General features: G+C 65.1%; 12 protein-coding genes. 7 read left to right on the top strand and 5 right to left on the bottom strand.

What is annotated here, in order from left to right; translation table 11 throughout:
- Nucleotides 1–41 precede the first annotated feature (41 nt).
- From fabD to gmk, 7 genes are all read left to right on the top strand, one after another.
- Nucleotides 42–983, top strand: coding sequence for an ACP S-malonyltransferase (gene fabD / locus CK220_RS17605; RefSeq protein WP_095812742.1), 942 nt, complete (start codon nucleotides 42–44; stop codon nucleotides 981–983).
- A gap of 303 nt (nucleotides 984–1,286) precedes the next feature.
- The gene (gene fabG, locus CK220_RS17595) at nucleotides 1,287–2,024 is read left to right on the top strand and encodes a 3-oxoacyl-[acyl-carrier-protein] reductase (protein WP_095812741.1); all 738 of its coding nucleotides are present in this window, start codon (nucleotides 1,287–1,289) and stop codon (nucleotides 2,022–2,024) included.
- A gap of 344 nt (nucleotides 2,025–2,368) precedes the next feature.
- Entirely contained in the window at nucleotides 2,369–2,605 is a 237-nt protein-coding gene (locus CK220_RS17590; RefSeq protein WP_006203723.1) for an acyl carrier protein, read from the top strand.
- 34 nt (nucleotides 2,606–2,639) lie between these two features.
- Complete coding sequence (fabF, locus tag CK220_RS17585) at nucleotides 2,640–3,902, top strand: beta-ketoacyl-ACP synthase II (RefSeq protein ID WP_095812740.1); 1,263 nt, start codon at nucleotides 2,640–2,642, stop codon at nucleotides 3,900–3,902.
- A 103-nt stretch (nucleotides 3,903–4,005) separates the two neighbouring features.
- Nucleotides 4,006–5,259, top strand: a complete 1,254-nt coding sequence (mltG, locus tag CK220_RS17580) for an endolytic transglycosylase MltG (protein WP_095812739.1) — start codon at nucleotides 4,006–4,008, stop codon at nucleotides 5,257–5,259.
- Between the two features lie 155 nt (nucleotides 5,260–5,414).
- Entirely contained in the window at nucleotides 5,415–6,305 is an 891-nt protein-coding gene (locus tag CK220_RS17575; protein WP_095812738.1) for a YicC/YloC family endoribonuclease, read from the top strand.
- A 5-nt stretch (nucleotides 6,306–6,310) separates the two neighbouring features.
- Nucleotides 6,311–6,985: a guanylate kinase gene (gene gmk, locus CK220_RS17570; RefSeq protein WP_095812737.1), complete on the top strand. Its 675-nt coding sequence runs from the start codon at nucleotides 6,311–6,313 to the stop codon at nucleotides 6,983–6,985.
- A gap of 17 nt (nucleotides 6,986–7,002) precedes the next feature.
- Here the strand turns inward: gmk and rsmA are convergent, their stop codons facing one another.
- The 5 genes from rsmA to lptG form a co-directional block, all read right to left on the bottom strand.
- On the bottom strand, nucleotides 7,003–7,851 hold the full coding sequence (rsmA, locus tag CK220_RS17565; protein ID WP_095812736.1) for a 16S rRNA (adenine(1518)-N(6)/adenine(1519)-N(6))-dimethyltransferase RsmA: 849 nt from the start codon (nucleotides 7,849–7,851) through the stop codon (nucleotides 7,003–7,005).
- A gap of 7 nt (nucleotides 7,852–7,858) precedes the next feature.
- Nucleotides 7,859–8,893, bottom strand: coding sequence for a 4-hydroxythreonine-4-phosphate dehydrogenase PdxA (pdxA, locus tag CK220_RS17560; RefSeq protein WP_095812735.1), 1,035 nt, complete (start codon nucleotides 8,891–8,893; stop codon nucleotides 7,859–7,861).
- A 78-nt stretch (nucleotides 8,894–8,971) separates the two neighbouring features.
- The gene (locus CK220_RS17555) at nucleotides 8,972–9,898 is read right to left on the bottom strand and encodes a peptidylprolyl isomerase (RefSeq protein ID WP_095812734.1); all 927 of its coding nucleotides are present in this window, start codon (nucleotides 9,896–9,898) and stop codon (nucleotides 8,972–8,974) included.
- 205 nt (nucleotides 9,899–10,103) lie between these two features.
- Nucleotides 10,104–12,518, bottom strand: a complete 2,415-nt coding sequence (locus CK220_RS17550; protein WP_176479119.1) for an LPS-assembly protein LptD — start codon at nucleotides 12,516–12,518, stop codon at nucleotides 10,104–10,106.
- Complete coding sequence (gene lptG, locus CK220_RS17545; RefSeq protein WP_095812733.1) at nucleotides 12,518–13,600, bottom strand: LPS export ABC transporter permease LptG; 1,083 nt, start codon at nucleotides 13,598–13,600, stop codon at nucleotides 12,518–12,520. Before lptG ends, CK220_RS17550 begins: the two co-directional genes overlap by 1 nt.

The raw sequence follows: 13,600 nt of genomic DNA, 5'->3' as shown, positions 1-13,600 counted from the left end.
GCGCCAGAGGCAGGGAAAAACCAGCCGCTGGAGACGCTAACATGGCCGTCGCATTCACCTTTCCGGGACAGGGCAGCCAGGCCGTCGGCATGGGCAAGGACCTCGCCGATGCCTTTCCCGAGGCGCGCGGCGTCTTCGAGGAAGTTGATGAGGCGCTCGGCGAAAAACTGTCGAAGCTGATCTGGGAGGGGCCGGAAGAAACCCTGACACTAACGGCCAATGCCCAGCCGGCGCTGATGGCGGTGTCGCTGGCCGCGGTAAGGGCGCTGGAATCGCGCGGTTTTTCGCTGAAGGACAAGGTGGCTTATGTCGCCGGCCATTCGCTCGGCGAATATTCGGCGCTTGCCGCAGCCGGCTTCGTTTCGGTGGCCGATGCCGCGCGGCTGTTGCGCACCCGCGGCAATGCCATGCAGGCGGCGGTGCCGGCGGGCGAGGGCGCCATGGCCGCGATCATCGGGCTGGAGCAGGCCGATGTCGAAGCCGCCTGCGCCGAAGCGGCACAAGGCTCTGTCTGTCAGATCGCCAACGACAATGGCGGTGGCCAACTGGTGATTTCCGGCGCCAAGGCGGCCGTCGAACTGGCGGCGAAGCTCTGCACCGAAAAGGGTGCCAAGCGGGCGCTGATGCTGCAGGTCTCGGCACCCTTTCACTCGGCATTGATGACGCCGGCCGCCGACATCATGCGCGAGGCGCTGGCGGGTGTGGCCAAAAGTTCGCCAGTCGTCCCGATCGTTTCCAACGTCACCGTCACGCCCACCAGCGACCCGGACGAGATCGCCCGCCGCCTAGTCGAACAGGTCGTCGCCCGCGTGCGCTGGCGCGAGACGGTGGAATGGTTCGGCGCCAATGGTGTCGCGACGCTCTACGAAATCGGCGCCGGAAAGGTGCTGTCCGGCCTCGCGCGCCGCATAAACCGCGACATCGCCACCGGCGCCATCGGCACGGCGGCGGAGGTCGAGACGGCGCTGGCTGCTTTAGGATAAACGGGAAACTCTTGCCGGCGGGTGCGGCATGCCTACTTCCATCCGTCTTCTCCCGAAGTCGAGTGTCGCCTCGACGATCTCGTGGCGAGGACTGGTCGAAGCAAAGCCGAATACCTGCGTACTTCGTTGAGCGTGGACTCGAAGATCTCGAGGACTATTACCTGGCTGCGGAAGTGCTGGAGCGGATCAGGCTTGGTGAAGAATCGGTCGTGAGTGCCGAGAACTTCTGGTATGGCCTGGACAACATGACAAATGCGGAACGAGGGTCGCTCGCGGGGCGTCCGGAAGAATGAGGTTGAAGCAATGTTCGAACTGACCGGCCGCAAGGCGCTCGTCACCGGCGCATCGGGAGGCATCGGCGAGGCGATCGCCAGGGTGCTGCACAGCCAGGGTGCGATCGTCGGCCTGCACGGCACCCGTGTGGAGAAGCTGGAAACGCTGGCCGGCGAGCTCGGCGACCGCGTGAAGCTCTTCCCGGCGGATCTGACCAACCGCGACGCGGTCAAGGCGCTCGGCCAGAAGGCGGAGGCCGATCTCGAAGGCGTCGACATCCTGGTCAACAATGCCGGCATCACCAAGGACGGCCTGTTCGTGCGCATGTCGGACGCCGACTGGGATTCCGTGCTCGAGGTGAACCTGACCGCCGTGTTCCGGCTCACCCGCGAGCTGACCCATCCCATGATGCGCCGCCGCCATGGCCGCATCATCAACATCACCTCCGTGGTCGGCGTCACCGGCAATCCCGGCCAGACCAATTACTGCTCTTCCAAGGCCGGCATGATCGGCTTTTCCAAGTCGCTGGCGCAGGAGATCGCCACCCGCAACATCACCGTCAACTGCGTCGCCCCGGGCTTCATCGAATCGGCCATGACCGGCAAGCTCAACGACAAGCAGAAAGAGGCCATCATGGCGGCGATTCCCACGCGGCGCATGGGCACCAGCGCCGAGGTCGCCTCGGCGGTCGCCTATCTCGCCTCGAATGAGGCGGCTTATGTCACCGGGCAGACCATCCACGTGAATGGCGGCATGGCGATGATCTAAGGGCATGGTGACATTCAGCTGATGCCGGCCTGCAAACGGTGGCTTTCTGCGTTTCCGGTGCAAACGGACGCAAATATCCGCTCCGCGACGGTCCTGGAAAGCCACCATTTTCGGCTCGGCTTGACCTGAATCTCACACACCTAGCCGACCGAGCCCCGGGCGCCTGTGAAAACAGCCATTTCGGCTTGGACGCCCGCTGTTTTTCGTGTAATGCGGCCGGCAACCCGGCGGTTCGGGCAAAAACCGGTCCTGTGGCGTTGCGTTTCCCACAAGACCATCTTTCAGCTTGATTAGCGGCATTCCGCCCGCTAACGAAGACAACACAACGTAAGACGAGGCCCCAAATGAGTGACACCGCAGAGCGCGTCAAGAAGATCGTCATCGAGCATCTCGGCGTCGATGCCGACAAAGTGACGGAGCAGGCGAGCTTCATCGACGATCTGGGCGCGGACAGCCTCGATACGGTCGAACTCGTGATGGCGTTCGAAGAAGAGTTCGGCGTCGAGATTCCGGACGACGCCGCCGAGACCATCCTGACTGTCGGCGATGCCGTGAAATACATCGACAAGGCCTCGGCCTGAGGCTTTCCGCGGGTATCGCCGGGGAGGACCTGCGATGAGGCGAGTCGTCGTCACGGGCCTTGGCCTGCTTTCGCCGTTCGGCATGGGTGTCGAGCACAGCTGGAAGGAACTGCTTTCCGGCCGCAGCGCTGCCTGCCGCATCACCGAATTCGAGGTGGACGACCTTGCCTGCAAGATCGCCCACGTCATTCCGCGCGGCGACGGTTCGAACGGCACCTTCAATCCCGAGGCCGTGCTCGAGCCGAAGGAACTGCGCAAGATCGGCGACTTCATCCTCTACGGCATCGCGGCCGCCGACGAGGCGCTGGCCGATTCCGGCTGGAAGCCCGAGACGCATGAAGATCAGTGCGCCACCGGCGTGCTGATCGGTTCCGGCATCGGCGGCATAGACGGCATCGCCGAGAACGCGATGATCCTGAAGGAGCGCGGCCCGCGCCGCATCAGCCCCTTCTTCATCCCCGGACAGATCATCAACCTGGTCTCCGGCCAGGTTTCCATCCGGCACGGGCTGAAAGGCCCGAACCATGCGGTCGTCACCGCCTGCTCGACGGGCGCGCACGCCATCGGCGATGCCGCGCGGCTGATCATCTGGGGCGATGCCGACGTCATGGTGGCCGGCGGCGCCGAGGCGCCGGTCACGCGGCTTTCGATGGCAGGTTTCGCCGCGTGCCGCGCGCTCTCCACCGAGCGCAACGATACGCCCGAGATCGCTTCGCGCCCCTATGACCGCGACCGCGACGGCTTCGTCATGGGCGAGGGCGCCGGCGTCGTCGTCCTGGAAGAGCTCGAGCACGCCAAGGCGCGCGGCGCCAAGATCTATGCCGAGGTCACCGGCTACGGCCTGACCGGCGACGCCTATCACATCACCGCCCCGGCCGAGGACGGCGACGGCGCCTTCCGCTGCATGACGGCGGCGCTGAATCGGGCGAAGCTCTCGCCCGCCGACATCGACTACATCAATGCGCACGGCACCTCGACCATGGCCGACACGATCGAACTCGGCGCCGTGGAGCGGCTGGTCGGCAACGCCGCTTCCAAGATCTCGATGTCGTCGACCAAGTCGTCGATCGGCCATCTGCTCGGCGCCGCGGGCGCCGCGGAAGCGATCTTCTCGATCCTCGCCATCCGCGACAACATTGCCCCTGCCACCATCAATCTCGACAATCCGGAACGCGAGACGGCGATCGATCTCGTGCCGAACAAGCCGCGCCAGCGCCAGATCGATGTGGCGTTGTCGAACTCCTTCGGCTTCGGCGGCACCAACGCCTCGCTCGTCTTCCAACGTTACGATGGCTGAACATTCAGCCTACCGGCAGGTCCGCCGCCTGCCGTCATTTTTGCCAAATTTGCCCCTACACTTCGGCTAGGGGATTCGTTGCAAGATCAGACGGTAGGGCGCCATGAATACAAATCCGGGCGGCGGTGGAGAATTCGGACAGCGCCAGGCGCAAGGACCGATCGTGCCCAAGACAGCCGCCGAGGCGCTGCGCCCCGAGGCCGGCACGCCGCCGCCGTCGAAACGCTCGCGCGCGTCGCGCAGCCAGGTCGTCGTATTCCTGAATTTCTTCCTTTCGTTGGTCATCCTGGTCGTGCTTGCCTCGGGTGCCGCACTCTATTTCGGCATGCAGGCCTTCATTGAGCCGGGTCCGTCCGCCAATGGCGACACCTTCATGGTCAAGCCGAACACCGGCGTGCAGGAGATCGCCGATCAGCTGGAGCGGCGCGGCCTGGTCAGCGATGCGCGCATCTTCAGGCTGGGGGTGCGTGCCACCGGCAACGATTCCGCGCTGAAGGCCGGCGAATACGCCATCAAGCCGCGCGCCTCGATGCGTGACATCATGGAGCTGTTCAAGAGCGGCAAGTCGGTGATGTATTCGCTGACCATCCCCGAGGGGCTGACGGTCGAGCAGGCGCTGCAGCGCGTGGCCGAGCAGGATGCCCTGACCGGCGACATGCCGGCGACCATGCCGCCCGAGGGCAGCATCGCGACCGACACGCTGCGCTTCACGCGTGGCGCCACCAGGCAGCAGATGATCGAAAAGCTGGTCGCCGATCAGAAGAAGCTGGTCGAGGACGTCTGGGCGCATCGCGCGCCCGACCTGCCGATTGCGAACATGGAGGAGTTCGTCATCCTGGCCTCCATCGTCGAGAAGGAGACGGGCAGGGGCGACGAGCGCTCGCGCGTGGCCGCCGTCTTCCTCAACCGGCTCGCCAAGGGCATGCGGCTGCAGTCGGATCCGACCATCATCTACGGCCTGTTCGGCGGCAAGGGCAAACCGGCCGACAGGCCGATCTACCAGTCCGATATCGACAAGCAGACGCCGTACAACACCTATCTGATCAAGGGCCTGCCGCCGACGCCGATCGCCAATCCGGGCCGCGCCGCACTTGAGGCGGTGGCCAATCCGTCGAAGACCGACGACCTTTATTTCGTCGCCGACGGCAATGGCGGCCATGTCTTTGCCGCGACGCTGGAAGAGCACAACCAGAACGTCGCCCGCTATCGGGCGGTGCAGAAGAAGCAGGCCGATGCGGCAGCCAAGGCCTCCGGCCAGACGACGGCGCCGGCCGCTCCTGATGGCGATGCCAACTCCGATTCCAGTGCAGGCGCCAGCGGCGAGAATGGCGATGCGGGCGGCGACGCGGCCCAGTAGGCCACGGTGATTGCCGGATCTGGCCCGCCTCCTTTGACGCCGGGCCGTATTCATGTTTTGAGGGGACATCCGACGCCGGCCAGAGGTCCGGCGTCTTGCAAGGGGCGCATGCACGGGCAATCGGGCCGGGCCTGCGTCAAGGGGTGACACGCATCATGAACGTGCAGAGCATGACCGGTTTCGCGCGAGCCGCCGCTGAGCTCGACGGCACGTCGATCGCCTGGGAAGTCAAATCGGTCAACGGCAAGAGCGTCGAGGTCAGGCTGAGGCTGCCGCCGGGTTTCGACCGGCTCGAACCCGCTGTGAGGCAGACCGTGCAGAAACGCTTCGCGCGCGGCAATTTCCAGGCGACGCTGACTGTCGCCCGCGCCGTCGCCCAGCAGGCGCAGCCGGTCGTCAACGAGGCGTTCCTGAAGGACCTGGCGGGACTGGCCAAGCGCCTCCAGGAGCAGTTCGGCACCGCGCCGGCGACGGCTGACGGTCTGCTGTCGCTGCGCGGCGTGCTCGACATCCTGGAGACGGTCGAGACCGAGGAGGAGCGGGCCGCCCTCGACGCGACGATCCTGTCGGCGCTGGACATGGCCCTGGCCGGGTTGGAGCAGGCAAGGCAGAGCGAAGGTGCCGCCCTGCGCAAGCTGTTGTCCGGCCATATCGACGCCATTGAAGCGCTGACGCTGAAGGCCGAGGCCGACCCATCGCGCGAGCCCGCGGCGATCCGCGAGCGTATCGCCGAACAGGTCAGCCTGCTGATGGATGCCTCGGCCAATCTCGACGCGGTCCGTCTGCATCAGGAAGCGGCCTTCCTCGCCACCAAGGCCGATATCCGCGAGGAGATCGACCGGCTGAAGACGCATGTCGCATCAGGCCGGGCGCTGCTTTCCAGCGGCGGCGCCGTCGGCCGTAAGCTCGATTTTCTGGCGCAGGAATTCAATCGCGAATCGAATACCTTGTGTTCCAAGTCGAATGCCGCCGCGGTCACCGCGATCGGGCTGGAGCTCAAGGCGGTGGTCGACCAGTTTCGCGAGCAGGTTCAGAATCTGGAGTGACGGGGATGGTTGCCAAGGAGCCGACGGCCGCCAGGGATCTGGGGTCCCGCATCCGCCGCCGCGGGCTGATGCTGGTGCTGTCGTCGCCGTCGGGCGCCGGCAAGTCGACGATCGCGCGCAATCTTCTGGAAAGCGATTCGAGCCTGGAGCTGTCGGTCTCCGTCACCACCAGACCTCGTCGCGGCTCGGAGATCGAGGGCGTCCACTATCATTTCTGCACCATGCGCGAGTTCGAACGGCTGCGCGATTCCGACGCGCTGCTGGAATGGGCGGAGGTGCACGGCAATTTCTATGCGACGCCGCGCGAGCCGGCCGAGGCGGCGCTTGCCGAAGGTCGCGACATGCTGTTCGACATCGATTGGCAGGGCGCCCAGCAGCTCAAGGAGAAGATGCGCGCCGACATCGTCTCGATCTTCATCCTGCCGCCCTCGATGAAGGAATTGAAGGCGCGCCTGAAGCGCCGTGCCGAGGACCAGGAGCAGGTCATCGAGACCAGGCTGAAGAATGCCCGCGTCGAGATCGAGCACTGGAAGGAGTATGACTTCGTCATCGTCAACGACGATCTCGACCGCGCCTTCGCCGAGGTGCGCGCCATCGTGACGGCGGAGCGGCTTCGCCGGGACAGGCGGCCGGGCCTGTTCGATTTCATTTCCGGGTTGCTGGACGAGAAGACGGAGTGAAGGGCGGCGCTCCTCCGCTACACCGCATTAGTCAGCCGCACGAATTCCTCGACGCTCAGCGTCTCGGCGCGGCGCGTCGGGTCGATGCCGGCGCGGGAGAGCAGGGCTTCGCCGCCGAGGCTCTTCACGCTTTGCCGCAGCATCTTGCGGCGCTGGCCGAAGGCGGCTTCGGTGACGCGGCCCAGCCTCCTGCCGTCGGTGGGCAAGGGAGATGCACGCGGCACCAGATGCACCACCGAGGAAGTGACCTTCGGCGGCGGGGTGAAAGCCTGCGGCGGCACGTCGAAGGCGATCTTTGCCTCGGTGCGCCAGCCGGCAAGCACGCCGAGCCGGCCATAGGCGTCGCTGCCCGGGCTTGCGGTGATGCGCTCGGCCACCTCGCGCTGGAACATCAGCGTCATCGATTGATAGAAGGGCGGCCACTCGGCCGTTGTCAGCCAGCGGATCAGAAGCTCGGTGCCGATGTTGTAGGGCAGGTTGGCGGCGATCTTCACCGGGCCGCTGCCCGCCGTGCCGGCAAGCGCGGTGAAATCCGTCTTCAGCGCATCGCCGGGAATGACCTCGAGCCGGCCGGGATAATGGCCGGACACCTGCGCCAGCGCTTCCAGACAGCGCTCGTCGCGCTCGATGGCGATCACGCGCTTGGCCCCGTTGAAGAGCAGCGCCCGGGTCAGCCCGCCGGGGCCGGGGCCGACCTCGATCACGGTCGTTTCGCTGAGGTCGCCGGCCGCACGCGCGATCTTGCTCGTCAGGTTGAGGTCGAGCAGGAAGTTCTGGCCGAGCGCCTTCTTCGCCTGCAAGCCGTGGCGCTCGATCACCTCGCGCAGCGGCGGCAATCCGTCGATTGTCGTGCGCCCCCCGCTCAATCGAGCCTCATGCCGCCGCAGTCCGGTGGCCGCTGTCGGCGAGGCGGCGTGCGAGCCTCAGCGCCGCGATCAGGCTGTCGGCGCGTGCAATGCCCTTGCCGGCGATGTCGTACGCCGTGCCGTGGTCCGGCGAGGTGCGGATGAAGGGCAGGCCGAGCGTCACATTGACGGCCTCGTCGAAGGCAAGCGTCTTGGCCGGGATCAGCGCCTGGTCGTGATACATGCAAAGGGCCGCGTCATAGCCGGCGCGTGCCTGCGGATGGAACATCGTGTCGGCCGGAAGCGGCCCGACTGCCTCGATGCCCTCGGCCTGCAGCGCTTCGACGGCGGGCAGGACGATCGACAGATCCTCCGTGCCCATCGCGCCGCCTTCGCCGGCATGCGGATTGAGCCCGGCGATGGCGAGCCTGGGCCGCGCGATGCCGAAGCGGCTCTTGAGGTCGGCCGCGGTGATGCGGCCTGTGGCCACGATCAGCTCGCTCGTCAGCACCTTCGGCACCTCGGCAAGCGCAATGTGGATGGTGACCGGAACCGTGCGCAATTCGGGCCCGGCAAGCAGCATCACCGGCGTCACCTCGGCGCCGGTGTGGCGCGAGGCCAGATGCGCGAGATATTCGGTGTGGCCGGGAAAGCGAAAGCCGGCGTCGTAGAGCGGCTTCTTGGCGATCGGACAGGTGACCACCGCGGCGGCGCGGCCGGCGAGGCAGTCGGCGACGGCGCGGTCGATCGCTTCGATGGTGCCTGCTGCATTGGCCGAGTTCGGCTTCCCGGGACTGTCCAGATGCCGGGCGTAGAGTGGAACGACGGGCAGCGCGCGGGGAAAGTGATGCGCCGCTTGCCCTGGCAAGGTCTCCATGATCGCCACGTTGGCCCCGATCTCGCGCGCCCGCGCCTCGATCAGGGCAGGATCGGCGAGGAGGTAAAAGGGCGGCACGCCGGCGCTGTCGCCCGCCTGCCAGGCGGTGATGGCGATCTCGGGCCCGATGCCGGATGGATCGCCGACGCTGAGCGCCAGCGGCGCATCGGTCCTGCCTGCGCTCATGACTTCACGCGGGGCGCCATGCCTGCTTCGGGGCAGGGCGGGTGGCTCGAGCCTTCTTCTGTCATGCGCTGAAACGGCCTATCGCTCGACGATGGTAGCCTTCTTGCGCAGTTCCTCGACATATTTCTTGCTGAGCTCGTCGGCGTCCTTGTCGTTGCTGCCGCCTTCGGCCTGGAACACCATCTGGGCGGCCTTGTCATCGGAAACCTCGCGCGAGGAGCAGATCCCGATGAACTCGACGCCGCGTTCGGTCTCGCGCGTCGGCGTCGCGCCGCCGACCTTGGTCGCCTTGATCTGCTCGGCCCAGTCCGACGGCAATTGCGGCGCCAGCACGCGGCCGAGATCGCGCACCGTGACGTCGATCAGTCCCTTGGCGAATTCGCGCGTGGTGTTGCAGCCATTGAAGCGGGCACGCATGGCATCGGCCTCGCGTTTGCGCTTGGCAAGCGTGGCCGAGCGCTCGGAAGCGGGCACCACGAAGATGACCTGCTGCAGCATGTATTCCGTGGCGCTCGGCTTGGAGCCGCCCTTGTCGAGCATGCGGCGGACCGCGTCCTGCTCGGTCACCGAGCCACCCTCACCGGAGCGGTAGCGCGCGCCAAGCGCCTGGTTCCAGGCCATCTGCGCGCGGATGAACTCCTTGAAATGCTCCTTGGTGACGCCCGACTGCGCCATGACGGCGTCGAGCTTCGCCAGCGGCATCTTGTTGTTGGAGGCAAAACGCTGATAGGCGGCGTCGACCTGCTGGTCGGTGATGCGGATGCCGAGCCGCTTGGCCTCGGCCAGCCGCAGCGTCTGGTCGATCATTTCCTTGGCTGCGTCGCCTTTCTTGCGCTGCAGCTTGAAGAATGCGGCGCGGTGGGCGATGTCGCCGCTGGTGATCGGTATGTTGTTGACGACATATTTGATCTGGCTGGCGAATGCCGGCGGCGTCATTGCCGCGATCGAAACCGAGGTCGCCGCCACCAGCAGCGCGAATCCTGCCGAAAACAGGTATTTCCTCATCTCACCTTCCCAATTCCTATCCGCCACGACGGCGCCGCACGTCCTCCGAACGCAGGCACTATGTGGTCGACCCCATGCCCGTCCTATGCGGCGAAACAATGTCGCCGGCACATGACCCCGAGAATCGGCCCCATTTTCGAAGGATCACGCGCCACATCAAGCTTCACGCCAGCGACAGCGCACGCCGTGACCCGCGTTGCCTCGCTTACTGGATCGTGTCGACGCCGCTGGTCGACGAGCCGAAATCGCCGAGCGTGCGGAACGACAGGTTGAAGCCGATATTCTGCGACACCTCCTTGGTGACCGTATCGCGCGTCTGCGAAAACGTCATCACATAGGTGAAGCAGGAATCGTTATAGGCGAAGCCGACGCCATCCTTGACCAGGACGCTTGTCTCCAGATCGTAGGTGCCGGTGCCGAAGACCCGCCAGCTCTCGGCCAGATGCGTCGAGGCTCCGAGCGTGACCTCGTGGCGGTCCGTTGCGAAGCCGTAGAGCGGCTGCGCCTGGATGAAGGCATATTTGGCGCTGAGCGAAACCGGCAGGCCGGAATAGGCGGCCTTGATCTCCGCGCGCCTGACCTCGAATGTCTGCTCATCGAATCGGCCGCTGAGCGAGCCGGAGAAGCCGCTCGGGCTGTTGAAGCCGATGAGGCCGACATAGTCCGACTTCGCGGTCTGCAGGCCCGAATAGGCACCGACATTGACGAGGTCCGGCGCGTCGAAGGAGTTCTCGCCGCCCAGTTGGTAGGACTGGCCGAAGATGGCGTTGGTGCCCCAGCCGTTTCCATAGGCGCCCGAATAGCGGAAGCCGACATTGGCGCGCGTGCCGCCTTCGATGCGATCGTAGCCGGAGAACTTGTCGCGCTCGAACAGGGTCGTGGCGTCGAAGACGAAGCTCTGCGCGTCCTCGTTCGGAATGGCCAGCCCACCGACATATTGCTCGTTCGGGCGTACAAAGATCTGCGCCGTCGGCTCCAGGACATGACTGGAGTTCGGCATCGAGAACAGGAGCGGCCAGCGCGCCTCCAGGCCCAGCGTGGCCATGTAGCGGGCGAGCGAGGAGCGCATGTCGACGTCCTCGCCGAGATTCGTCGCCATCTGGTTGACCGCCGCCAACGATTCGGATGTGGTCGATACATAGCCGGCGTCGCCACGGAAGGCGAGCAACGGCGTCAGCTGCAGTCCGCCATCGGTGGTGAAGGTGCGCTTCCATTCGGCCTCCGCCGTCAGCCGGCTGGATTGGCCCTCGAGGCCGCGCACGTTGTTGATGGAAGTGTCGTCGAGCGGATTGGCCAGCACCGCGTCCAGCCGGTCGCGGCTGATGACGCGCGCATTGACGTTGAGCGACAACTGCCCGCCCGCCACCGACATGTCGGGGATATAGGCATAGTCGAACGACGGCAGCACCCAGGGCTGCTTGGCGGAGCGCGCGGTCGGGTCGCTGGACAGCGTATCTTCCTGCACCTCGAAGCGCATTGCCCTGACATCGAAGTAATTACGGTCGCTCAGGCCAGTCAGATAGATCGACGACTGGTGGACGAGGTCATTGTAGCCGTCGATATTATAGGTGCGCGAAAAATTCTTGTCGGTCTGCAGCAGCACGTCCCAGCCGAAGTTCCAGCGCTCGTTGATGGCGAACTGGCCCTTGGTGCCCATCATGCCGCGGAACTTGTTGGGATCGTTTGGTTCTCCCGAATCGACGGTAAAGCGATTGCCCGTGCCGATGAAGGCGTCCGGGTCCTGCTGATTGATGCCGGCGATCTTCAGGCTGTATTCGCCATTGTTGAAGCGCTGCCGCCATTCGGCCTCGCCGAGGAAGCCCTGCTTGGTGTAGCCGCTGCCGGTGACGGTCAGGTCATAGGTCGGCGAGAGCGCGAAATAGTAGGGTACTTTGAGGCCGACGCCGAGGTGGTTGTTGTAGACGATGCCGGGGATCAGGAAGCCGCTCTTGCGCTTGACCGTCGGGTCGGCGATCTCGAAGGCCGGCAGATAGGCGAGCGGATAGCCGAAGAACTCGAAATTCGCATTCTCGAAGCGAACGGTCTTCTTCTCGCCGTTCCAGATGATTTTTCTCGCCTTGACGCGCCATGTCGGCGCCGAGTCGGGCTTGTCCTCGCAAGGCTCGCAAGCGGTGTAGATGCCGTTGTGGAATGTGGTCAGCACGCCGCCCATGCGCTCGGCGCTTTCGGCGGCGAAATAGGCCTTCTCGACCGTCTCGACACGCAGCGCGTTGACGAAGCCGTCGGCGAAATCGTCGGTGATGTCGATATGCTCGGAATTGATCTTGGTGCCGTCGCTGTTGATAAGCTCCACAGCGCCGCTGGCGACGAGGCGCTTGGTGTCGCGGTTGTACACCACGCGCTGGGCGACGAGCTTGTTGCCGCCGTAGTCGATCTGCACGCCGCCGACGGCGGTCACGGTGTGCTTGTCGTTGTCATAGACGAGCGTATCGGCGGCCAGCAGCATCTGTGTGCCGGAGGGAACAGGCTTCGCCGTGATAGTCTGCGCCAGCGCCGGCACCGTCGGTACCACGCAAGCGAACAAACATGCCAAGGCTGTCGCCCCATAAAGGCGTGCCAAGCCGGCCTGCCTATGGCTGCGCAAACCAGCCTCCCTCACTAGCCGTCTTCCTTGTATAGCAGAAAAGTCACCCCGAAGAACATAGCCACGACAACCGGAACCCATGCAGCCACCATTGTAGGCACGAATCCGGCGACCCCGAATGCCTTGACCAGTACCGAAACGACATAAAGCAGAAAGCCGGCGAGGACGCCACCCAGAATCATCGTCGCCGACTGCCCCATCCGCGCAAATCGCATTGAAACTGTTGCCGCAATCAGCGTCATGGCGACGAGGAGGAACGGCAGCGCCACCAGCGAATCAAACTGCATGGCGAAGGCATTTGCCTTGAGGCCGAAGGAGCGGGCAACATCGATCTTGGCCGGCAGTTCGTAGAACGGGATGGTTTCCGGGCGCGCCAGGCGTTCCTGCACGAATTCCGGCTTGAGGTTGGTGGGCACGCGGTCGGACGCCTGGGGACGGATGTTGCCGTCCTTGAACAGCTTGACGTCCTGCAACTCCCAATAGCCGTCGCGCAGGAAGGCGCGCGCGGCGTCCTTGCGCTCGACGATGTTGCCCTGCTGGTCGAGGACGAAGAATACCGCGTCCGCCATCTCCAGCCCCTGGTTGAGGATGGCGCGGGCGCCGATGATGGTGTCGCCGGAACTGGTCTTTTGCCTCAGCCAGGGCGTCGTATCCTCCGGGACGGCGTTCGACTTGCCGGCACGCAGTTGGTTTTCCATCTGCTCCGACCAGGAAAAGCCGTGCGCGGCGATCGGGTTGAGCACGCCGACCGACAGCAGGCCGAACATCAGCGCGCCGACGCAGCACGGGAACAGGAACTGCCAGGCCGAAACGCCGGCCGAGCGCGCGATGACAAGCTCGTAGCGGCGGTTGAGCGACACGAGCGTCGCCATCGCCGAGAACAGCCCGACGAAAGGCACCGTCTGCAGCATGATCATCGGCATCCTCAGCGCCGAAATGGCGAATGCGGTGCCGTAGGTGAAGCCCGGCAGTCCGGTCGTGCGGCCCGAAAGCTCGGTGAAATCGATCAGGAACACCAACGCCAAAAGGCCGAGGAAGAACCAGATGGTGATCGACACGTAGCGGAAGAAGAAATAGCGGCCCAGCGTCCAGCCCAT

This window comes from Mesorhizobium sp. WSM3860 (genome assembly GCF_002294995.1).
GTDB lineage: Bacteria > Pseudomonadota > Alphaproteobacteria > Rhizobiales > Rhizobiaceae > Mesorhizobium.
This window is presented reverse-complemented; position numbering and strand designations above follow the sequence as displayed.